The organism is Candidatus Nitrotoga sp. 1052, assembly GCF_927312905.1.
Taxonomy (GTDB): Bacteria; Pseudomonadota; Gammaproteobacteria; order Burkholderiales; family Gallionellaceae; genus Nitrotoga.
In genome coordinates this window covers 1-23,210 of sequence record NZ_CAKMHQ010000027.1, presented here as the reverse complement: position 1 = coordinate 23,210, position 23,210 = coordinate 1, and the positions used below count along the sequence as shown (strand labels likewise).

The window sequence follows — 23,210 nt, the reverse complement described above, 5'->3', positions numbered from 1 at the left end:
TCTATGCTACCCACTGCATCAACACGTCGGTAACGCATCTATTCATTCACCCCTGTGATGTTGGGCTTCATTTTATTCAGCCTAACCTACCGAGCTGATCGTATGGATGGTCTGGATTCGAATGTTGCCTTCGTCCTCTGTCTTGCTTCCTCCGCCATTGGTAGATGCCGAAGTGCAGCAAGCGACAACACCATAAAGAACAAATAGACTCAGACTCTCATGGCACTCGCTTAAGCTCTCTTCTGAGCATAAATTATGTCGCACGCGACTTGACGTGGCACAGTAAACAACGGAAGGTTCTTGGGCCATCGTTTCTTCGCGCAAGGCTCGATTGGGTCGATATGTCGCACCAATACATTGGAGCGACGTTCAGCCAGATTGACAGTGAAGAAGCATGTGCCTCCCGCTGCAACAGCACGTCGGTAACGCATGTGTTCATCCCTGTGATGTTGGGCTTCGCAAGCTCAGCGCCAACCTACGTTAGCCTAGGCTACGCTTGCTGTCATTTCATGCCTTTTCGGTATATACGAATTGTCAAATTGAGTGGACAAAAAAACGGCCGATTGCTGCGCCAACCTGATTATTTTTAATGTAGAGAATTACTCGATATTCCTCTGTAAAAACCAAGAACCAACGAACTTCTTTCTGAGTGCAAAAAATATGCTCTTCAAAGCCCGGGTAAGTAGCCCCCTTCATATCCTTGCTCCGAGTTGTTCGGAAACCATTCTGTTGACACATCTTTAACGCTACATTCGCGGGCGTCCCAAGCGGTATGTGTTTCAACACCACAGCATCAAGATTTTCTTGGTACGCGCTTGAGTTTTGTTTGCTGACCAAACGAAGTTCACGAATAAGCGCGCCCTCATTACTGGCACTCATACCCCTGAAATAAATAATCAAAAGAAGCCCCCCTATGGACAACGATATCCATAGCCATTTCGAAGAGATTTGCTTATATTTACTGCTTAAATTCATTGGCACACTCTCTTACCACTTCTTGCATTATCCGAAACCTATCTGGTTCATCATTCCATGCATATATGAGAAAAGCTCGATAGGTAAGGTTGAATAAAATGAAGCCCAACATCAAAACATTGGCATCGACAATTCACCGCCTCAAATAAGTTTATTGCCCCGCCACCATCATATTTTCAACCAAGATGGAACCACACTGCCGTGATCCCTGCACCAGCACATCATTACCCACAGCCGCAATATGCGTGTACATATCCTTCAAGTTGCCGGCGATGGTGATTTCTTCCACCGGATATTGGATTTCCCCGTTCTCCACCCAGAAGCCGGCCGCGCCGCGCGAATAGTCTCCGGTGATGTGATTTACACCCTGCCCGAGCAGTTCGGTGACCAGCAGGCCACGTCCCATTTTCTTTAGCAGGCCGTTAAAATCCAGTTCGCCAGGGCGCAGGATGAGATTGTGATTGCCACCTGCATTTCCGGTCGTTTTCATGCCCAGTTTGCGCGCGGAATAGGTGGCGAGAAAATAGCTTTGCAGTATGCCGTCCTGAACTATGGTGCGGCGCTGCGTTTTCACGCCCTCGCCATCGAATGCGCTGCTAGCCAGGCCGCGGGGAATGTCTGGTATGTCATCAATACAGATGTTGGATGAGAACACTTGCTTGCCCAGATAATCGAGCAGAAAGGAGGATTTTCGGTACAGGCTGCCGCCGCTCCCTGCACCGACAAAATGGCCAAGCAAGCTGGCGGCTATCGGCGCCTCGAACAGCACCGGCACTTGCATGGTATCGAGCTTGCGGGCATTGAGCCGCCGCACGGCGCGTTCTGCAGCGATTTGGCCGACTTTTTCCGCCGCCATCAGGTCGCTCGAGGCACGCGCTTCGCTATACCAGTAATCGCGCTGCATGGAGTCGTCCTTGCCAGCGATGACGGCGCAGCTGATGCCATGGCGTGAGGTAGGATAACCACCGATAAAGCCCAAGCTGTTGGCATACACGAATTGGGACTCATGTATGTTTACCGTGGCGCCTTCTGAATTGTCGATCCGCTCATCCGCATCAAATGCAGCTTGTTCACAAGTCTTGGCTAGCTCAATTGCACCTTCCACGTCCAGCAACCAAGGATGGTACAGGTCGAAATCGGGAAACTCGGTGGCCAGCATATCTTTTTCAGGCAACCCGGCGCAGTCGTCGCTGGCGGTGTGGCGAGCAATGGAGAGGGCGGCGTTCACAGTGTCGCGCACTGCCTGCGGCGAGAAATCGGAAGTGTTGGCATTGCCGCGCCGCTGATCGATGTAAACGGTAATGCCAAGACCTTTGTCACGGTTGTATTCGATGGTTTCGACCTCACCCTGACGTACAGTGACGGCTTGCCCGAAACCATCCGACACTTCCGCCGCAGCGGCAGTTGCCCCTTGGTGGTTGGCATATTCAAGCATGTCCCGCGCAATCTGGTGCAGGGTATCGGCGGAATGGGAAAAACGATGTTCGGTTGGTGTAATGTCATTCATAAGGTAAACGCTTTCGTGGGAAAGCGTTATCATAACAATATCTATTTATAATTTCGCACCTATGCACCGCTACGAAGACAATGCCGAAGAATTAAATTTGCCACCCAGCAAGACTAAGATCAAGCAGCAGATGCATGACCTGCAGGATATCGGTGAGCAATTGGTTGAACTCAGTATCGACAAGCTGAAACAGATGGATTTGCCGGAGCGCTTGTTTGACGCCGTTCGCGAGATGAAGCGCATCAATAAATTTGGCGCGCAACGACGGCAAATGCAATACATTGGCAGATTAATGCGTGAAGTGGAACCCGCGCCCATCATCGCCAAGCTGGAAGCATGGAGCGGCAAATCGCATCAGCATATCGCTTGGCTGCATCAACTGGAACGGTGGAGAGATCGTCTTCTGGAAAACGATGCGGCGCTGACCGAGTTGCTTGCTGATCATCCCGAAGCAGATGCACAAAGGCTGCGGGCGCTGGTTCGAAATGCAATCAAGGAAAAAGAACTGGCAAAACCGCCGAAGAACTATCGTGAAATTTTCCAGGTGCTGCGTGAAATTCTGCCGGAGCCGACTTCTCAAGCACCCGAATAGGCTCATCCACCATTTTCAGATGCGCAACATCAGACCATGAACAGCGTTCTATCACATATCACTCTTGAAACCGGGAAGTCGCCTCAACACAGCATTATCTGGATGCATGGCTTGGGCGCTGACGGCGAGGATTTTGTTTCCATTGCGGAAGAAATGAAGCTGCCGGTAGCGGTACGCTACCTGTTTCCGCATGCACCCAAACAGCCAGTCACCATCAACGGTGGTTTAATCATGCGCGCCTGGTACGACATCACAGCTTCCAATATTGTTGCGCAACAAGACGTCAAGGGTATTCGCGCTTCACAAGCCGCCATTGAAGGGCTGATTGCACAGGAAAAGCAGCGTGGCATCGTTGCAGATAATATTTTTCTCGCCGGCTTCTCGCAAGGCGGAGCCATTGCGCTGCATACCGGTTTGCGCCATGCGTCGCGCCTGGGCGGTATTCTTGCCCTATCCGCTTATCTCCTTCAGGTTGAAACATTGTCGACTGAAGCCAGCGCAGCTGCTCTCAATACCCCCATCTTCATGGCGCACGGGCATAGTGACCCGGTAGTGCCTTATGCGCGAGGAAAAGACTCGGCGGATGAATTAAAAAAACGGGGCTATCAGGTAGCGTGGCATGAATATGGCATGCCACATTCAGTGTGCGCGGAAGAAGTGCGTGATGTCCAGACTTGGCTGACACACAAATTAAATACAAAACCTCTTTAAACCTTGATTTGCGAGCATCTGCCGGGCAGATTGCCTGCTTAAACTACTTTATATCCTGCCTGGCTCGTTACAGAAGATGATCACGTTTTTGGATATTGGCACGCCCTTTCCGCCTGTAGAGCAGGCACTGCTCAAGCCCAATGGCTTGCTCGCCGCGGGGGGCAGCCTGTCTGCACACCGTCTGCTGGATGCCTATCGGCATGGCATCTTCCCTTGGTTCAATACAGGGGAACCCATACTCTGGTGGAGCCCCGATCCGCGCATGGTGCTGATTCCTGAGGAGTTCAAAATTTCCCGGTCGCTACGCAAGACCTTACGCGATAAGAGTTATGAAGTTCGTACTGATAGCGCTTTCGAACAAGTAATGCGTGCCTGCGCCGCGCCGCGCCGCGAACAGGCGGGAACATGGATACATGAAGACATGATTGCAGCTTATACCGAGCTGCATCAGATGGGCGTAGCGCACTCGGTGGAGATATGGATGAATGGCAATCTGGTGGGTGGGCTGTATGGCATCAGTATTGGGCGCATGTTCTATGGCGAGTCGATGTTCAGCCACGCCACTGATGCCTCCAAAATTGCACTCGGCCATCTCACCGCACAATTGCGGCGCTGGGGATATGGCATGATTGATTGCCAGATGAGCACACCGCATCTTGCCTCGCTCGGTGCACGCGAAATCCCGCGTGCGGAATTTATGCATCGCTTGAAAGAATTGATACACTGTCCGGACACTCCGCTCAAATGGCAATTCGACCATGAACTTATTGCATGACATTCCGCTGTCGGCGCTGCAGCTTTACCTCACAGCCCCGTATTCGTGCAGCTACCTGCCGGATCGACTAGCGCGCTCGCAGGTCGCGACGCCCAGCTTGCTGATCACCCCGGCTGTGTATTCGGAACTGGTGCGGCGCGGCTTCCGCCGCAGCGGAACGATTACCTATAGACCGCGCTGCGATGCCTGCCAAGCCTGTATTCCGGTGCGTGTCGAAGTAGCATCGTTCCTACCCAACCGGACACAACGCCGCTCCAGGCAACGCCACATCGGTTTGGAGGCCTCGTTGCATGCATTGAAAGACAACGACGAATATTTTGCGTTGTATCAGCGTTATCAGATGGAGCGACACCCTGATGGCGGCATGAAAAATGACAGCCGAGACCAATATCGCAACTTTTTGCTGCAAAGCCATATTGATTCCACACTGGTGGAGTTCCGCGAAAATGGGGTGCTGCGCATGGTGAGCATCATCGATATTCTCGATGATGGGCTATCTTCGGTTTATACGTTTTATGAACCGAATGTAGCGCAAGCCAGCTTTGGTACTTACAACGTCCTGTGGCAGATCGATCTGTGCCGGAAGTTGCAGATGGAATATTTGTATCTGGGTTACTGGATAGAGAAGAGCGACAAAATGGCATACAAAGCCAACTTTCGTCCGCTGCAAGGGCTCATGCAAGGCAAATGGCAAGCGCTCCCAACTAGTAGGCCGTAACATGTATTCGCTGATTCGACCGCTGCTTTTTTCCTTTAATCCGGAAACCGCCCACCACATTACGCTTGATGCGCTGCAGTTCGTCTATCGGCTTGGCCTGCTGCCGCTGTTTGTCAAACATCCGGTGGATAACCCGCATAAAGTGATGGGTCTGACTTTTCCTAACTCGGTCGGGCTGGCCGCAGGATTAGACAAGAACGGCGATTACATCGATGCGCTGGCCGCACTGGGTTTTGGTTTCATCGAGATCGGGACCGTCACGCCCCGCGCCCAGGAAGGCAACCCAAAGCCGCGCTTGTTCCGCCTGCCAGAGGCGCAGGGTATCATCAACCGCATGGGGTTCAACAACCACGGCGTGGATGCACTCATTGAAAACGTAAAACGCGCAAATTATCGCGGCATTCTTGGCATCAACATTGGCAAAAATTTTGACACGCCGATTGAACATGCTGCCGCCGATTACCTGATCGGGTTACGACGTGTCTATACCCACGCCAGTTATGTCGCCATCAATATTTCTTCGCCTAATACCAAGAATTTGCGCCAGCTGCAAGGGAGTGATGAGCTGGATGCGTTGCTCACGCAACTTAAAGCGGAGCAGGAAAAGTTGGCTGATTTGCACGGCAAGTATGTTCCCTTGGCGTTAAAAATAGCCCCCGATCTTGATAGCGAACAAATCCGCCAGATAGCGACACTTTTGCAACGCCACCGCATCGACGGCGTGATTGCCACCAATACAACACTGACGCGCACAGGCGTCGAACATCTTGCGCAGCAAACGGAGACGGGCGGACTGAGCGGCGCGCCATTGCGTGACAGATCTACTGCCGTTATTCGCGAACTGGCCACCGTATTACAAGGATCTCTGCCGATTATCGGAGTAGGCGGTATCCTGAGCGGAAAAGATGCAGCGGAAAAAATACACGCTGGCGCTGCACTAATACAGATCTACAGTGGACTGATTTATCGCGGTCCTGAGTTAATCAATGAGTGCGTTAAAGCGATTGGGAATTCGCAACGCAGCTAACGAGATAATCGGCATAGGCAAGCTTGATTTCTTCGTGCAAATTGATTTGTGCTTCGGCCTGATTCAACGTTTATTCGAAATGCTTCTTTCGTATGCTTCATGTGTTGATCCTCGCCAAGATCACTGGCGAAGATAGCGCTAGGTCAAAACTAGAGTTATTATAGTTCCGCGCCTTATGAGTTTTGCTGTTGGGTTATTCCCTTGCCAAGAGCCGATATAATCCTAACTATGCACTTTATACAATTCCGCATCCCATGACTTCCCGCTGGTGGTTCTATCCGGTCATAGCTGGCCTCGCTCTCATCATCACACCACTGTTGTTGCTGATGTTTGCGGCAATGCTGATATATCCCACGCTGCCGTCGCTTGAAGCATTGACCGACTATCGGCCTAAAATTCCGCTACGTGTATACAGCGTGGAGGGCGTTCTGATCGGCGAATTCGGGGAGGAACGTCGCGCGCTGGTCAAGATTGACGAAGTACCCGACTTGATGAAAAAGGCCGTCCTCGCAGCGGAAGATGACCGGTTTTATGAGCACGGCGGGGTGGATTACATGGGCGTATTGCGCGCCACTTATAATAATTTCACCTCGGGCGGCGTCAAGCAAGGCGCCAGCACTATCACCATGCAAGTGGCTCGCAATTTTTTCCTAACTAAAGAGAAGAAATTATCGCGCAAATTTAACGAAGTGTTGCTTGCCATCAAGATCGAACACAATCTGAGTAAGGATGAAATCCTCCAGCTTTATATTAATCATATCTATCTTGGTCAACGTGCCTATGGCTTCGCGGCTGCCGCGCAAGCCTATTTCGGAAAAAGCCTTGACCAACTCAGCGTGGCTGAGTTCGCTATGCTGGCTGGTTTACCCAAGGCTCCTTCCATCTATAACCCGGTGGTCAACCCCAAGCGTGCCAAGCTGCGCCAAGCGTACGTACTGCGCCGCATGCATGAGCTGGGTTTCATTAACATCCAGCAACAAGAGGCGGCACTGCATCAACCCATGATGGTGAAACGCAGCTATCAAGAATTTGCAGGCAAAGCTGACTATCTCGCGGAAATGGTTAGGCAAGAGGTATTCAAACGCTATCAGGATGACACTTATACGCAAGGTATCAAGGTCTATACAACCATCCGTCAGCAAGACCAGGCAACAGCCTATGAAGCGCTGCGTAAAGGTGTGCTGGAATATGACCGACGCCATGGTTACCGCGGCCCGGAAGGCTATATCGATCTTCACAAAGGGGATACCGAGGAAGAGATGGAAGAAGCGCTACAGGATATTCCTGATAGCGATGACATGATTCCTGCCGTGGTACTTGAAGCAAATCCCAAAGGCATCCGCGCTTACAGCAAGGGGGGCGCCATCGCCAAAATTAGCGGTGAAGGACTTAAATTTGCTCAGCCCTATATGGGCAACAAGACTGCACTGAATCGGCGCTTGCGTGCCGGTTCACTAATCCACGTGCAGAAGGACGAAAAGAATATTTGGAAGATTGTCCAACTACCGCAAGTGGAAGCGGCTTTCGTTTCTGCCAGTCCGCGCAATGGTGCGATTTATGCTCTGGTAGGCGGCTTCGATTTCAACCGAAACCAATTTAACCATGTAACTCAGGCTTGGAGGCAACCCGGCTCCAGCTTCAAACCGTTCATTTATTCCGCCGCATTGGAAAAGGGTCTGACCCCTGCCACCGTTATTGACGACGCACCTTTGGTGATTGATGCGGCAGAGACAGGCAGCGAAGCCTGGGAGCCGAAAAACTACGATGGGGTATTTGAAGGTCCTATGCGCATGAGGCAAGCGCTTGTCAAATCCAAAAACATGGTCTCTATTCGCATTTTGCAAACTATCACACCGCAATATGCACAAGACTACATCACCAAGTTTGGCTTCGACGCAGCCAAGCACCCTCCTTACCTTACTATGGCATTAGGTGCCGGTTCGGTTACGCCCATGCAAATGCTGACGGGTTACTCCGTCTTCGCCAATGGCGGCTTCCGCATCACCCCCTATTTTATCCAGCGCATTGAGGACAGCAATGGCAAAGTGCTACACCAGGCCACGCCCGTTGTGGCCGGAGAAACCGCCCAGCAGGTTATAGATGTGCGTAATGCCTACACCATGGTAAGCATGATGCAAGGCGTGGTGCAACACGGCACTGCCTTCCGCGCCATGCAATTGGGGCGCCATGATTTAGCGGGCAAGACCGGCACTACAAACGATTCGATGGATGCCTGGTTCTGCGGCTTCCATCCCACTATGGTAGGGATTACCTGGGTCGGTTTCGATAACCCGCGCAGTCTGGGCGAGAGGGAAACTGGAGGCGGGGCTGCATTACCTATTTGGATGGACTACATGGGAAAAATACTCAAGAAAGTTCCTGAAGTCACCTACACCATGCCGGAAAATATGGTGGCTGCGCGCATTAACAACGATGGACAGCGGAATGAAGCTGGCGAATTAGTGGAATATTTTTACCAGGAAAATTTGCCGCCAGAGCAAGTCGTCCCGCCACCTGAAAAATCGCTTATTGAAACAATCATCGATCACATATTTTAATTTGACATGAGTAAAGATCGTTTACATCGGCGCGACTTGATGCGTGAACAACTCGCACATCACGCCGCGCGTCTAATGGCCGAAGGCGGCATTACCGATTATGCGTTTGCCAAACGCAAGGCCGCCAAACAAATGGGCGCAGAAGATACTCAACACCTGCCCAGCAATGATGAAGTTGAAATGGCATTGCGCAGCTTCCGTGCCCTGTATCAGAGTGAAAGCCATCCCCTTGTCCTGCGCCAATTACGCCAGCAGGCGCTCGCCGCTATGCAATTATTGGAACCCTTTCATCCCTTCCTCACCGGCTCCGTGTTGAACGGCACGGCAGGCGAGCAATCAGACATTAATCTTTTGGTTTATTCCGATGACGAAAAGGCTGTGATGATGTTCCTGCTCAAGCATGACCTGCCCTTTGAAGGCGGTGAATGGTCCGTACATCTGACAGGCAGGCAACAAACCGTGCCCAGTTTTACGCTGAAAACTGAAACTGGTGTACCGGTGAATATCGCGGTACTGCCTGAAAACGCAAGGTTCAGTGGCAGCCGCAAGATCGGGAAACAAGCGGATATGGCGGCGGTGAAACGGTTGCTAAATGAAAGTGTAGATAACGAATAGATACTTTGCATAGCCTGCAATGAAATGCCGTTGTTCTTCAAACTTGAACTTATCCTCAATTTAACATCGGTTCCCCACCTTTCGGAAACAGCACCCATAGCCGCCCCTGTTGCTTCATCTTGCCCGCCTGCGCTCCCGCAGACTCGCCAAAGCCCCAGAAAAAATCCGCGCGCACTGCGCCCTTGATGGCGCCGCCCGTGTCTTGCGCCAGCATCAAGCGGTTGAGTGGTGCGCTATCATTGGGATAAGTCGTAGCGAGAAAGACTGGCGCACCCAGTGGGATGGTGCGCGGATCTACGGCAATACTGTATTCATTGGTAAGCGGCACGCCCAGCGCACCCAACGGTGCGGACAGACTATCCGGCAATTCGCGTAAAAATACGTAGCTGGGATTCTGTTCCAGTAATGTATTAATTTTATCTGGATTTTTCTCGGCCCATTCTTTAATGCCCTGCATGGAGGCTTCTTCGAGTTTAAGTTCGCCTGTTTCAACCAGCCTCTTGCCGATGGATATGTAAGGATGGCCATTTTGGTCTGCATATCCGACTTTTACCTGCTGGCCATCCGGTAATTCAATGCGCCCAGAGCCCTGTATTTGCAGGAAAAATAGCTCAATTGCATTCTCCACCCAGAACAGTTCATTCCCCGTCAGCGCACTGGCCCCAGCTCCGGCATCAATTTCTGCACGGTTGTAGTAGGGCACTATGCGCTTGCCCTGTAAGCGGCCGCGCAAGCGCAGGTCTTTGAGTTGCGGATAGGCTCCACCCAGATCGATCGTGAGCAAATCATTCGGCGCGGCATACAGAGGATATTGGAAGCGCGGTGTCTTGGAACGACTGCCCTTGAGCAAAGGTTCGTAATAACCGGTGATCATTCCCTGCTCGCTGCCGTCCGGATTGAGCAGTTGATAAGGGGTAAACCAATCTTCATAAAATGCACGTAGCGTAGCATTGTCATTAACCCCCAATTGTTCGGCCTGAACACATACCTCCTGCCAGTGCGGCTTATTTTTAAGCACACGACAGCTTTGCAGAAATGCAGTTTGGGAGGGTGCAAGGTCAAGCGTTTGCCAATCCGGCAGCATCTCCCACTTACTCACAATAAACAACGGGGCAGGCAACCCTGCTGCGGGTGCTTGCACCACTTTGGGAGGCGCCACAACTGGTTGAGGACGTGACACAACGGGCGGTTTGGATAAAGTGGAGCAGGCGGTAAGAAATATGCTCAGCACCAAAGCCAACCATTTGCTATTTATTTCAATATTATGTTTCTTCATTTGCGAATACTTTTATAAATCCTGTTTAGTTACCAGACTTTCAGACAACTCTCGGGATTTTCCATGGCAGCTACTTTTTAGCAGTCTTAAGACATCGCCATCGTCATTTAAAAAGTAAACGATTTCCGGCAAATGGACAATCTGAAATTATTGTCCGTCCTCAGAGGAGTTTGGCTAAATGCCACATCGCCATAATACTACGCGGCGCATTACAAGCTCCATTCTTTAAGGTCTCCAGCTATTGCTGATGCCATCGACGATTTAGACAGCCATTCAGGGAATTACTCCCGCACGCAAGCTAGAAAAAACAACTCTTCACAAGAGTCAAATATTTATTGATAATAATTCTTATTCATATTAAGATAAAAAATGAAAAGTTAATAAAAAATCATTTTGGAGTTTTTGGCCAATCCAAAATAAGAGTGACTCCTTATAAAGAAGTTTCCCAGTTGCCTGCCGATCAACAGCTTACCGACATTCAACAAATCATTATCGAGCATAACTGCGAATCTTATTTTTACATGTTATCAATAACATTCAATTAATTTTGACTAAATAAAAACTCATAGTAGCCAGCCACCCAGTCCATGTCTTCAGGATAGGCAGCCAGCCAGCTTTTTTAATATTGGTGGTTTCTGATTCAGGAGAATTAAATGCGGACCAATCCCCAACGGGCAGCTTATGCTGCCATCAAATTAGCAATTACATCTTACGCGATTTTCCATCCGGGCCTGGGCCAAGCCCAACAAGATGAACCTAGCAAAACCCTGGAGGAAGTAACGGTTAGCGCAGACTGGCTCGGCTCTCCCACGCCGAAAACGGCGAAGAAACACCCTGGAGCACGGACGGTCCTCACGAATCAGGATATATCCGAATCTGGCTCACGCACGGTCGAAGATGTATTGCGTACTGTGCCCGGTGTGCGGGTTTTGGACGAAAGTGGTACGGGTATTCTGCCTAATATCGGTGTACGCGGGCTCAACCCGTTGCGTAGCGAACAAGTTTTGGTATTGGTTGATGGCATCCCAATTACTCTCGCACCTTATGGACAAACCGGGTTGTCATTGTTTCCGTTAACCTTGAATTCGATCGAATCGATTGATGTGGCAAGAGGAGGGGTAGCGGTTCATTATGGTCCGAATAATGTTGGCGGGGTAATTAACTTTGTAACAAAGTCAATTCCTCATCAAACATCCATGACCTTCAGGGAAACGTTGTCTGTCTTTTCCGGTGGAAATTTATTGGCAGATACGTATTTTCGTGCTGGTGGCTTCGTTAACGACAAGCTCGGCTTTCAACTACAAGCAAACGTAATCGGTGGTAATACCGCGCGTGAACATTCCAAGACGGAAGTGAACAACCTAATGTTGGACAGTCATTGGCTGGTTACCGATAGGTCCGAAGTAAAAGCGGGAATTCAATATTACAAAACCTCAAATCAACTGCCGGGCGCACTAACACCGAAATCCTATGAGCAGAACCGCAACCAGTCTACCCGACCCTTGGACCATTTCAACGGTGATACCTTGCGCGGAAATTTGACGTATAACCATTTCTTCGATAACGGCGCAGAATTTAGCTGGATCAACTTCGGGCATCGAAGTAACCGCGAATTTATATTTGGAAATTCCACCAACGCGGACATCACGTCCACACAGGAACAATCGTCCCCGCGTAATTTTATAGTTTACGGCAGCGAGCCACGATTCACTTTTAACCTCGACGGCAGAATCAAGCAAAAAATTTCACTTGGTGCACGCTACATGCGTGAGGAAGTCGACTATCTCGTTGATGCACGTAACCTCATGACTGGTGCTTATACTGTTTCTCGCAACTGGCGTTTCGAAAACGACGCTTATGCCATTTACATGAGTGATACTTTCATGTTGCTAGACAACAAGTTGAAAATCACACCGGGTATTCGCCGTGAGCAAATAGACCTTTCCTACCGCAATAATCTTACCGGTGTGCAAACTCGTAATCCGACCACGGATTGGTTACCGGGCTTAGACGTTGGATACCAAGCAAGTAACCAGGTATTTCTGTTTGCAAATACTCACAAGTCGATGCGTCCTGTGCAGTTCACACAGATTACGTTTGCCGCTGACCTGGCGTCCGAAAAAGCACAAAATTACGAAGCCGGAATTCGCTGGGCACCAACCAAAAGTATTGATACCACGCTTACGACCTTTCGTTTTGATTTTGACAATAAGCTCGAATTTGTGAATCAAAGCGTTGGTTTCAGAAATCTCGGGAAAGCACGTCATCAGGGGGTGGAAACCGAGTTTGCATGGCGACCGGAGCAAGTCCTCGGTCTCGAACTTAAAACTGCGTATACCTATGTCGATACCGAACAACTTTCCGGCCAATTTGTTGGCAAGAAGTTGCCTCTTGCAGCTCATCATCAATTAAGTCAGCGGGTCAACTATCGCAGCGGTAGCTGGAATTGGAATATCAATGGCCTGTATCAAAGCGATTCATTTAGCGATGGGGCTAATACCGTAACTGAAAATGCATCCGGCTCCATCGGTCCGATCCCGTCGTATACGGTATGGAATTCTCAGGTAACCCATAAATCTCGTTGGAACGACAAAAAAATTACCACAAGCCTGGGGATCAACAACCTATTCGATAAAGATTATTACTTCCGTGGCGTCGATTACAGCCAGGGCCGGTTGCCTTCGCCAGGACGGTCGGCTTTGCTGACGCTGCAAATTGATATTTAAAAGGGCACCTCATGAAGGAATTGATTATTTAGCTCACGTAATAACCGATTCTGTCAATGCTGGCTTTATTCCGGCCGCACAACGCCTTGGCTTATCCATCGTTCTATTGACTGATCAAGTTGAGGCTCACAGGCAGTATTTTAATCAAGTGGGGTTCCCTGCTTACCCTAATGAAATTGTCGCCTGTGATGTGTTCAACCCGCTTGCAGTAATTGAAACGATCACTTGCCGTGCGGAGACACCGGCAGCAATTTTTTCCAACAGTGACCACCTGCAAACCAGTACAGCAATCGTTGCCGACTATTTTGGTTTGCCACGCAAAAATTGGCATGTCACGTATCGCGCCAAAAATAAGGCGGAAATGCGCGCTAACTTAAAAGCTAGCGGTCTCGATATGCTCTGGTTTGCGGTTGTCTGCGATAAGACGGCGCTTGCTCAAGTTTTGGACAGCGTTCCATTTCCATGTATCGTCAAGCCTCGTGAAGGCGTTGCCAGTCAGCAGGTCAGCCTGAGTTACAGCCGTGCCGAACTCGAGGCGCAATGTGCTGCTGTTTGGAGCACTCTGCCGGAACAACCTTTGCTTCTCGAAGAGTATATCGAAGGGCCTCTCTACACGCTGGAGACCATTGGCGACGATAAGAAAGTCTGCATACTCGGTGGATTTAAAGTGAAATTGTCGCCGCCACCGCATTTTGTCGAGCTAGAGGCAAGCTGGGGGACGGGGTTAACAAACGCGCAAGAAACCCAAGTGGTCGACATCATTCGCCGCTTTGGTGTTGGGTTTGGCGCGTGCCACACAGAATTTGTTATGACCGATAAAGGTCCGCGTCTGATAGAAATAAACTATCGTAATATTGGCGATTATCGCGAATTTTTAATGCAAGACACGCTCGACATTCCGTTATTTGAAATCGTTTTACGTCTCTATATGGGCGAGCCTCTCCCCCATTTTAAAATCACTCCCGACGCGGGATTAATTCGTTACTTCACCGCGCACTCTGCGGGCCGACTTGCCAACGCGCCGGAAGCATTTGTCCGTTATGCAGATGACATTCAGGTCACTTATAAGCCGCTACGTATGATCGGCGATACTATCCATCTGACCAACTCTAACAAGGATTATCTTGGAGTACTGCGCGGAGCGGGTTCAGATGCCCAATGTTTAGGTCTGGAGATGGACCGAATCACTAATGGGTTGACATGGAAGATCGACGCATGAAAACAATTGCTAACGATACTATAGGCAATATACGTCTGGACCACACCGACGCCGAGCATGCCGTATATATTTGTTATCGAGTGATTGATACCTTGCTGCGCGAGGACGTACGCGAATGTGTGAGCCGTTCAGAGCTGATACCTAACGCCGCATTGCCTGCGGAGTTAGGGACGTATGCAAAGATTAACCTTGTTTGGCTCAAGGTAACCCATTTCGACGATGACGCGTGCCTGTGGGTTCCAGTCGTCAAATCCACATACATGCAAGATTGGCGCGGAGCAGGATTCCCGCTGCTATGGCAGGAGGGCGGGCAGGTTAGGGAGCTGCATGCGATAGAGGACATTATCACTTGTTTCACCCGTGGCCTTCATCCAGCCGCAGTACTTCCGTTTAACGCATTTGCGGCAGAGTGCCAGGTTGCCGCTGAGCATCGCCAAGTCAGCGAAACCGAACGCGAACGCTGGTTTACCGAGTTACGCGCGCTGCATGGCGTAGCGACTGACACGCAGCTGCCAAATTGGCATGCACACCTGCTGCACTATGACCGGCTCGGTGCGTTTCTCGATCATCCGTTTTATCCTACTGCGCGCGCCAAACTCGGTTTCGATACCGAGGCACTCGCCGCTTACGGCCCTGAATTTCAGCGTAATTTCCTGTTGCGCTGGCTAGCGGTGCCTCTCGCCCTTTATCACCCGAGCCTAGGCAACGAAAATAGCCTGCCACTTGTATGGCCTACTTTCGAAGCCGTCGGCCTGCCTGCCGCGATGATGAATACGCACGCCTTGATTCCGATACATCCATTCGTATGGGAACATGAACTTGCTAAGTTTCTTGGTGAGGCTGGCTTGCACGATGTAATTCGCGCTCCACGTGCTTATCTCAGGGTCGTGCCGACGCTTTCGGTGCGTACTGTTGTGATGCTCGATATGCCGGAATGGCATTTGAAATTGCCGCTGACAATCCGCACTCTTGGTGCGAAAAATATTCGCACCATTAAGCCGAGTACGATCGAGGACGGTCACAGCATCCAAACCTTGCTTACTAATATTGCCGCGTGTGAACCGTCAATTGCCAGCCGTCTGCTGCTGACACGCGAAGATTGTGGTGGACATGTCGACAACCGGATGTTCCTCGGCTACATCCTCCGCCGTTATCCGGTCGACGCCCTGCGCGAAAGCACGCTAATCCCAGTGGCAGCGCTCTTGGCCCAAACGTCGACTGGAAGCACGGTTGCCGAGGAAGCAGCGGCGCAATTCTACAACGGCGATCTTGAAGCTTTTTTTAATGATTATCTCGATCTAACTTTGCGCTTACATTTGTTGTTGTGGCTGCGATATGGCATAGCCCTTGAATCAAATCAGCAAAATTCTGTTGTCGTATTAAGCCGGGAAGAACCGCGACTGCGCCTGCTGCTGAAAGATAACGACTCGGCGCGCATCCATCTCGACTATCTAGCTCGGCGTTGGCCGAGTTTAGCGTCCCGTGTTGCCGAATTACAGGATCGACGCATTGTTGTTGCAGACGAGTTACCGCTGGCACAAATGTTCACGACGATCACCTTGCAACTCAATATTGCCGTATTGGTCGAGCGCTTCGCGACTATTCTCGGCTTGCCTGCCACCGCTCTGTATTCCCGCGTTAGGCTACGAATCGAAACCGTTTTGTCGGAATTAGCTGCAGATGGCGAAAATACAAAGCTGGCAAATCAACTACTACTCGAAGATGATCGGCTTTATATCAAATATCTGCTAATCGCCGCCACCCTGGCTGAGAAAACAGAGACGGGTGCAACAGATGTCAATAAATTCTACGGCCGTAGTGCGCCTAATTTTTTGAGGTCGACATGAAAAATGAGCGGCGTCGCATCGTCGTCACCATCATGGTTTGCCACTTTATAGCAGCTTTCGCAGCGCTTGGCATGCCGCCGTTTTTTGCGCTGATACTCAATACATCATTGCACAGCGAAGCCACCTATCTGGCGGGTTGGTTATATGTCATGCCAACTTTTTTTACTGCGATAAGCAGCCCGTGGTGGGGCAAGTTGGCGGATAAATACGGCAAGAAGCCGTTATTGCTGCGCGCTCAACTAGGATTGGCGGGAAGTTTTCTGCTTGCCGGGTTTGCCCCAAATATCTGGGTATTCTTTATTGCTTTATCACTGCAAGGCCTGCTGGGCGGGACCTTCGCCGCATCCAACGCTTATTTGGCCACCGTAGTAAGCGGTACGGACCTAACCCGTAGTCTGACGTTGATGCAATGGTCGGCACGGGCGGCGCTGGTAATCGCACCGGCAGGGTTGGGCCTGCTAATGACTGTCGAATCTCCTCTTGAGTTATACCGCTACCTGGCGCTGTTACCGCTAATCGCTGCGCTGTTTATTGGATGGTTGCCTGTTTACCAAGCACCAACGGCGACTAAAGCACCGATGCAGGCCACGGGTAAACCGAGAGAGGCCACGTCTCAGCAAGTCTACGCCTTGCAGTTCGCGTTCATTTTTGCCACCGTAATTACGTTTCCTTATTTTATTCCCTTTATTCAAGCTGATTCCGGCTCAGTTTCGCCGGCCATAGCCGGACTGTTGTTTGGGCTCCCGCATTTGATCTATCTATTGTGCGCAGTGCCATTAAGTCGCTATTTGGGGCAGCGCGGCTTGGTGTTCATGCTGTCGATATCATACCTGTTGCTAGCTGCATCATTGTTCGGTCAGGCACTGTTTCCGTCGCTACCTGCCGTGATTACCTGGCGCATCGTAATGGGATTCAGCATGACCATTGGCTTCATAGGATTGCATGCGCTGATCGCCGGCATTGTAACCAGCGGTAATGCGGGGCGAACCTTCGGCTGGTTCGAAAGCAATTCCAAATGGGGCGCCGTTATCGCCGGTTTGATTGCCGGTACTGCCGTTCAAATGTTCGATTTACGCGCCCCTTTTTTTATTGGCGCGCTCACTCTGTCCGTTGCTGGCTTATATCTGGCTGGCTTAGCGGCATATCGTTTACACCTAAGCAATTCTTAGTCATTACTAATTAGGAGGAACCATGCATACCAACAATTTGGCGGAAGCCATTGACTCCGTACAAATAGCTCAACAGGAAGCCGGCCGGCGCTGTATGGAAACATTGCTTAATTGTTATTGCCGTGAGGTGGCGGGCCCGGAAGGGCAGTTAAGTGTGGGGCCTTTATTCGGCCAAAACGATAACCCGGTATCCATACGTCTGGCTTTACAGCGTAGCGGCGGCCGCATCATGCACGTTCGACTGCCGCTTACCGGAGATCGTCTGCTCACGGTAGTCGACGGTGCTTCCCCCACTAGCAATTACCGCTACCAATCGCCATTCTATTGCAAATCCCCGGGAAAATCCTGGGCCTTGCTGGATTGGCAAGTGTTGGCGGGGCTTTTGCTACGCGAGATGTCTTTGAAGAATAAATTGCCTGTGAACGATGAGTTGATGCAACAGATTCACGACAGCGTTGCAGTAACCACTACCGTTCTATGCGCTTCCCGCCCTGGACGCTTTTCGCAGGAACCATTACAGGCATTCATTGAATCCGAACAATCGCTGATTTTTGGCCATCCGTTTCACCCCGCTCCGAAAAGCCGCCAAGGCGTTTCTTATGAAGACATGTTGCGTTATTCGCCAGAAACAGGGGCGAACTTCCCTCTGCATTATTTCGCAGTACGCCGCGAATACTTATTGCAGCAATCGGTGCTTACCGAGTCGTGTGATCAAATCGTCACAGCCCAGGCACCCGCCGGTCTCGCCGCTGACGATGAGTTTGCTTTGATTCCGACCCATCCGTGGCAGGCACGCTATCTGCTCGGCCATGCAAGCGTTGCGGCAGCAATTCGAACCGGACGTATCTGCGACCTGGGGCAACAGGGGCCAAATTATTATCCCACCTCGTCAATCCGCACCCTGTTCCATCCCGACAATCCGTATTTCTATAAGTGTTCGTTGAACATCCGAATAACCAACTGTGTACGCAAAAATGCGGTTTACGAACTTGAGGGCGCGCTGCAAGTGACCAGGATCATGCGCGCATTAATGCCTAGCTTGGAGCTGCAATTCCCGGGTATCCGAGTACTGGAAGAGCCAGCGTTCATCTCGGTGGATTTAAAGCAGGAGGATCGGTTTGCCAAGGAGGTGACCGAAGGCTTCGGCATGATCCTGCGGCAAAATTTCGCCGATGTGCTGCTTACCGGTGTAACACCTATTTTGGCCGGCGCATTATTCGGCAACCACGTCTATGGAGAAGCTCGCATTCGCGAGTTGCTTGCTGACATGGAGCAGCATAGGAAAATACCCTTCGAGGAGGCTGCCGAACAATGGTTTTCGCGTTACGTCGCTGAAATCATGTATCCGGTACTGCACTGCTATTTCGCTCACGGTGTCATATTCGAACCGCACTTGCAAAACGTTGTGATCGGCGTGGCCGGAGGGGAACCGCAACAGGTTTTCTTGCGCGATTTCGAGGGGGTCAAGCTGGTGAAAGAGCGCTATTGCGCAAATCAACTGGAAGCCATAAGTCCGCGCGCCCGCGAGTCCCTCTGGTATAGCAATGATCAGGGATGGAAACGAGTTGCCTATTGCCTGTTCGTCAACAATTTCTGCGAGGCGATCAGCCAGATCAGTGCAGGTAAACCGGCCTTACAAAATCGCTTATGGGCGATGGTGCGGCACCATCTGCATGTTTATCAAAGTCACTATGGGGACGACGTTTCGGCAAGGTGCATTAATGCCTTGTTTAATGGTGAGCCACTTCCAGGAAAAGCAAATCTGATCAACCGTTTCTTCAAGCGGCCGGATCGCGCTTCAGAGTATTTACCGGTTAATAATCCGCTGGGTTCGCTGGGAGAGGATAGTGCATGGAGTTAAGGTTAGCTGAAGTATTTGAAAGCATTTGCGCTGTACAGGCCGATATCGACGAGCCATTGTGTGCCTATGTATATGACTTGGCGGCCTTGCGGCGGCATGCGGCAAATTTGATCAGCACTTTGCCTGAAGGCTATGAATTGTTTTACGCGATAAAAGCCAATTCTGATCTACCAATTCTGCAGACACTGGCGCCAATCATGGATGGTTTCGAGGTGTCCTCGGGCGGCGAGCTAGCCTGGGTGCGCGAACACTTTGCAGATGTGCCGGTGATATTTAGCGGCCCGGGCAAATTGGATCAGGAACTCGGTGAGGCGATAGATCAAAATGTCGATTGTCTGCATGTCGAAAGTTTTAACGAATTGCGGCGGTTAGCCGAGATTGCCATCCAGACGGGTAAAGCGGTGGCGATATTGTTACGTATCAACATGGTAGTCGACAACTTGGCAGAAACCAGCTTGATGATGGGTGGAAAACCAACTCCATTTGGCATTTCTATTCAGCAATTGCCAGAATGCATGCGATGGTTACGGGCTCATCCTGAAATTCGGCTGCGCGGCTTTCATTTTCACTTGTTGTCACATCAGCTCGATGCCCAAGCCCATCTGCAACTAGTGGCATCATACCTGAGACAGGTACGGCGATGGTGCGATGCATACGAGCTGGAAATCGATCATATCAATGTAGGCGGCGGTATTGGTATCAATTACCGGCAACCTCACCAGCAATTCGACTGGTCAACTTTTAGCGCCGGGTTGTCAGCTTTGTTAAAAAATAGCGGTCTGCCTGGGATCCGTGTACGTTTTGAGTTGGGACGTTATATTACCGCCGCCTGCGGCTATTATGTGATGCAGGTTATCGATATCAAGCGGAGCTACGACAAGAATTTTATAGTCGGCAGAGGCGGCTCACATCACTTTCGCACGCCTTACGCACAAGGTCACAGTCATCCGTTTCATGTGATACCGATCAATGCGTGGCAATACCCATTTCCGCGTCCTGAGATTTCCAACGAGAAAGCAAATATTGTGGGGCAATTATGCACGCCGAAAGACTTGCTGGCGTTCGACGCGCCGGTCAAATCGGTGCGTTGTGGCGACTTGCTGGTATTTCCTTATGCGGGTGCTTATGCCTGGCATATATCTCATCACGATTTTTTGCGCCATCCACATCCGCAGCAATGGTATTTGCCGATAGAGGAGCAACCACATGTTGCAAACCAATCAACTTAAGCAGGCGCTCGTTAATGGCAAGACTGTTTTCGGATTGCTCAATTCGATTCCGTCGCCGTTGGTAGTCGAAATGATCGGGTATGCGGGCTACGATTTCGTGATTCTGGACATGGAGCATGTTTGCGTGAATCCGGAAACACTCGAAAACATGGTGCGGGCCGCTGAATGCGCTGACATAACACCCTTGGTCAGAGTGCCCAATGCCGCGCCGGAAAACATCTTGCGTGCATTGGATTGCGGCGCTCAAGGGATCGTCGTACCGCATGTGCGCAACCGCTTCGATGCCGACCAAGCAGTCGCCGCCAGCCGATATTATCCTCTTGGAAGCCGTGGCATCAGTGGGGGACGCACCACCGGTTTTGGCACTCTCGATCTGCCGACTTATTTTGAGCGAGCCAATGCTGAAATCATGGTAGTAGCGATGATCGAGGATAAAGAGGGCATTGATAATCTGGATGCCATTCTATCTGTCGCCGGTATTGACATGGTGCTTGAAGGGGCGATCGACTTATCACAATCTTTTGGTCTTCCAGGGCAAGCGCAACATCCGAGCGTGGAAGCTGCAATCGATAAAATTGCTACCGCTTGCTTCGAGCGCAATGTCAAATTCTGCGCAATTCCGCGTGCCGCAAATCAACTAAATGCCTGGAAGAAGCGCGGTGTGCTGGCCTATTTGCTGGGAGACGACCGGGGAGTAAGCTTTCGGGCGCTCAAAGCTCACTTGGTGGAATTTAAGTAACTTGATAGAAAGAAGCTGACAATGCTGCGCTTCGCTGACGTTTGTTCTATTCCCCAAGCTGACACCCAGACTTAGAGACATGGCCGAAGAAGCCAAGGAATTCCCTGTAGTGTCTGTGACAGCCGAGCGCACGGGAAGCTTCAAGTCCAATGTTGTTCAGGTTGGTGCGTTCCGGGACATGGCACCGCTTGATGTGCCGCAGACCAGCAACGTAATCACGCGCGAAGTGCTCGATGCACAGGCTGCCACCAACCTGTTCAGGGTCTTGCGCAACCTGGTTGGCATTACACGCTCGCACTTAAGCGGTTCGACTTACGTCAACATCGCCATTCGTGGCGTTCTGGTTGAAAATTGGAATAGAGACATAGTCTTTCGGACCGTATTGCTTACTTAAATCGACCCATTTGATTGAAGATGTTTGTCGTGCAGACAGCCCTTCAGGAAGCGAACAAGACTGCCGGAGATATAAGCTGTGACTGCTAGAAAAGTTGTTTCCGAACTACATTTGTATACCGGTTTGGCTATCGGATTGCTGCTGATATTAAGTGGGCTGACCGGTAGCGCGTTGGTATTTCGCGAAGAGATCGAGGCGCTGGTATATTCCGAATTGATGAACACGGTACCGCGTGACGAGCGTGTTTCTTTACAGGAGGTGCTGGAAACAGTGCAGCACGCCCATCCGGAAGACAAACCGTTTTTCATCCGGATGCCGCGCACTCCAGAGCAAACCTATTTAATTAAGATGAACAATGCGCATGATTTGTTTGTTTATGTTGATCCTTATAACGGCAAGATCTTGGGTGAACACCGACAGGAAGATACATTTACCGGATGGATTGCGCTTCTGCACACCGAACTTTTAAGTGGCGAGCGTGGCGAAATTATCCTTGGTGTAAGTGCATTGCTACTGATTGGCATGAGCATTACCGGCCTCATTATTATGGTGGCCGCGAAACGGAAAGTTTTCCCCGGGGTTTAAAATCCGGTGGGCAGCACAATGGAAAAGAATGAATTTTGATATACATCGTGCCTCGGGTATCTATACCGTTCTTTTTATTCTGCTTACTGCTTTTACAGGCACATCCTTAGTATTTAATAAAACGGTTATCAACTTGATCAATGCAATCACTCAAAGCCCACCGCGAGCTGCCCCGCCGCTTTCCGACCCTCGTCAAGCACGGATGCCGAGGCCTGCACTCGACATGATGTTGCATCAAGCCGACTATATGGTGCCTGCCACCACCACCTGGATCAATCTTCCCCAGAAACCGGGGGCGCCCTTGGTGGTAAGAAAAAAATTCTTCCAAGAATTTCATCCAAATGGTAGGAGTTTCGTCTATTTCGATCAGTATTCTGGAAAGGTATTGCAGGTAGAAAACGCGTTGAAGGCCTCTCTGGGCACGCGCATTTTTAACACACTTTACCCGATACATATCGGTGTAATAGGCGGGACACCTACCCGTCTCTTACAGGTGATCATCGGTTTGTCGCCGCTCATTCTATTTACGACCGGCTATGTCATGTGGTGGAACCGAAGGAAGGCGAAACGATATCACTTCCGCCTAATAAAATAAGGCGCAAGATCAGGCGAAAGAACAAAAAAAGTGTTAGGGAAACACTGATTTATTCCACCGCACCTCACTGAACTTCGCCACCATGATATAAT

At 50.5% G+C, this 23,210-nt stretch carries 20 protein-coding genes; 17 read left to right on the top strand and 3 right to left on the bottom strand.

Annotated features, from left to right (window positions below):
* Positions 1-534: 534 nt before the first annotated feature.
* A complete protein-coding gene (locus MJ768_RS05785) occupies positions 535-975 on the bottom strand; it encodes a hypothetical protein (RefSeq protein ID WP_239288823.1) in 441 nt (146 codons plus the stop codon).
* A gap of 151 nt (positions 976-1,126) precedes the next feature.
* Positions 1,127-2,482 carry a metalloprotease PmbA gene (gene pmbA / locus MJ768_RS05780; RefSeq protein ID WP_239288822.1) on the bottom strand — a complete coding sequence of 452 codons (1,356 nt, stop codon included), beginning with the start codon at positions 2,480-2,482 and terminating at the stop codon, positions 1,127-1,129.
* A 61-nt stretch (positions 2,483-2,543) separates the two neighbouring features.
* Between pmbA and yjgA the strand changes: the two genes are divergently transcribed.
* The 7 genes from yjgA (at position 2,544) to MJ768_RS05745 (ending at position 9,478) form a co-directional block, all read left to right on the top strand.
* Complete coding sequence (gene yjgA / locus MJ768_RS05775; RefSeq protein ID WP_239288821.1) at positions 2,544-3,074, top strand: ribosome biogenesis factor YjgA; 531 nt, start codon at positions 2,544-2,546, stop codon at positions 3,072-3,074.
* Positions 3,075-3,110: 36 nt separating this feature from the next.
* Positions 3,111-3,785, top strand: coding sequence for an alpha/beta hydrolase (locus MJ768_RS05770; RefSeq protein WP_239288820.1), 675 nt, complete (start codon positions 3,111-3,113; stop codon positions 3,783-3,785).
* Positions 3,786-3,861: 76 nt separating this feature from the next.
* Complete coding sequence (gene aat, locus MJ768_RS05765; RefSeq protein ID WP_239288819.1) at positions 3,862-4,560, top strand: leucyl/phenylalanyl-tRNA--protein transferase; 699 nt, start codon at positions 3,862-3,864, stop codon at positions 4,558-4,560.
* Positions 4,544-5,278, top strand: coding sequence for an arginyltransferase (locus MJ768_RS05760; RefSeq protein WP_239288810.1), 735 nt, complete (start codon positions 4,544-4,546; stop codon positions 5,276-5,278). Before aat ends, MJ768_RS05760 begins: the two co-directional genes overlap by 17 nt.
* A gap of 1 nt (position 5,279) precedes the next feature.
* Positions 5,280-6,305 carry a quinone-dependent dihydroorotate dehydrogenase gene (locus MJ768_RS05755; RefSeq protein WP_239288808.1) on the top strand — a complete coding sequence of 342 codons (1,026 nt, stop codon included), beginning with the start codon at positions 5,280-5,282 and terminating at the stop codon, positions 6,303-6,305.
* Positions 6,306-6,559: 254 nt separating this feature from the next.
* Positions 6,560-8,863, top strand: coding sequence for a penicillin-binding protein 1A (locus tag MJ768_RS05750; protein WP_239288806.1), 2,304 nt, complete (start codon positions 6,560-6,562; stop codon positions 8,861-8,863).
* Between the two features lie 6 nt (positions 8,864-8,869).
* Complete coding sequence (locus tag MJ768_RS05745; protein WP_239288804.1) at positions 8,870-9,478, top strand: nucleotidyltransferase domain-containing protein; 609 nt, start codon at positions 8,870-8,872, stop codon at positions 9,476-9,478.
* 55 nt (positions 9,479-9,533) lie between these two features.
* Here the strand turns inward: MJ768_RS05745 and mltA are convergent, their stop codons facing one another.
* The gene (gene mltA / locus MJ768_RS05740) at positions 9,534-10,754 is read right to left on the bottom strand and encodes a murein transglycosylase A (protein ID WP_239288802.1); all 1,221 of its coding nucleotides are present in this window, start codon (positions 10,752-10,754) and stop codon (positions 9,534-9,536) included.
* A 653-nt stretch (positions 10,755-11,407) separates the two neighbouring features.
* Between mltA and MJ768_RS05735 the strand changes: the two genes are divergently transcribed.
* The 10 genes from MJ768_RS05735 (at position 11,408) to MJ768_RS05690 (ending at position 23,118) form a co-directional block, all read left to right on the top strand.
* A complete protein-coding gene (locus MJ768_RS05735; RefSeq protein ID WP_239288800.1) occupies positions 11,408-13,480 on the top strand; it encodes a TonB-dependent receptor family protein in 2,073 nt (690 codons plus the stop codon).
* Positions 13,470-14,699 carry an ATP-grasp domain-containing protein gene (locus tag MJ768_RS05730; RefSeq protein ID WP_239288798.1) on the top strand — a complete coding sequence of 410 codons (1,230 nt, stop codon included), beginning with the start codon at positions 13,470-13,472 and terminating at the stop codon, positions 14,697-14,699. Before MJ768_RS05735 ends, MJ768_RS05730 begins: the two co-directional genes overlap by 11 nt.
* Positions 14,696-16,546, top strand: a complete 1,851-nt coding sequence (locus MJ768_RS05725; RefSeq protein WP_239288796.1) for an IucA/IucC family protein — start codon at positions 14,696-14,698, stop codon at positions 16,544-16,546. Before MJ768_RS05730 ends, MJ768_RS05725 begins: the two co-directional genes overlap by 4 nt.
* On the top strand, positions 16,543-17,715 hold the full coding sequence (locus MJ768_RS05720; RefSeq protein ID WP_239288795.1) for an MFS transporter: 1,173 nt from the start codon (positions 16,543-16,545) through the stop codon (positions 17,713-17,715). Before MJ768_RS05725 ends, MJ768_RS05720 begins: the two co-directional genes overlap by 4 nt.
* A gap of 22 nt (positions 17,716-17,737) precedes the next feature.
* Complete coding sequence (locus MJ768_RS05715; RefSeq protein WP_239288794.1) at positions 17,738-19,576, top strand: IucA/IucC family protein; 1,839 nt, start codon at positions 17,738-17,740, stop codon at positions 19,574-19,576.
* A complete protein-coding gene (locus MJ768_RS05710; RefSeq protein WP_239288793.1) occupies positions 19,567-20,805 on the top strand; it encodes a type III PLP-dependent enzyme in 1,239 nt (412 codons plus the stop codon). The genes MJ768_RS05715 and MJ768_RS05710 overlap by 10 nt, the downstream gene beginning before the upstream one ends.
* Positions 20,783-21,544, top strand: a complete 762-nt coding sequence (locus MJ768_RS05705) for an HpcH/HpaI aldolase family protein (RefSeq protein WP_239288792.1) — start codon at positions 20,783-20,785, stop codon at positions 21,542-21,544. The genes MJ768_RS05710 and MJ768_RS05705 overlap by 23 nt, the downstream gene beginning before the upstream one ends.
* A 79-nt stretch (positions 21,545-21,623) precedes the next feature.
* A complete protein-coding gene (locus MJ768_RS05700; RefSeq protein ID WP_239288790.1) occupies positions 21,624-21,938 on the top strand; it encodes a TonB-dependent receptor plug domain-containing protein in 315 nt (104 codons plus the stop codon).
* A 78-nt stretch (positions 21,939-22,016) separates the two neighbouring features.
* Positions 22,017-22,523, top strand: a complete 507-nt coding sequence (locus MJ768_RS05695) for a PepSY-associated TM helix domain-containing protein (protein WP_239288788.1) — start codon at positions 22,017-22,019, stop codon at positions 22,521-22,523.
* A gap of 28 nt (positions 22,524-22,551) precedes the next feature.
* Complete coding sequence (locus MJ768_RS05690) at positions 22,552-23,118, top strand: PepSY-associated TM helix domain-containing protein (protein WP_445082972.1); 567 nt, start codon at positions 22,552-22,554, stop codon at positions 23,116-23,118.
* Positions 23,119-23,210: the final 92 nt, after the last annotated feature.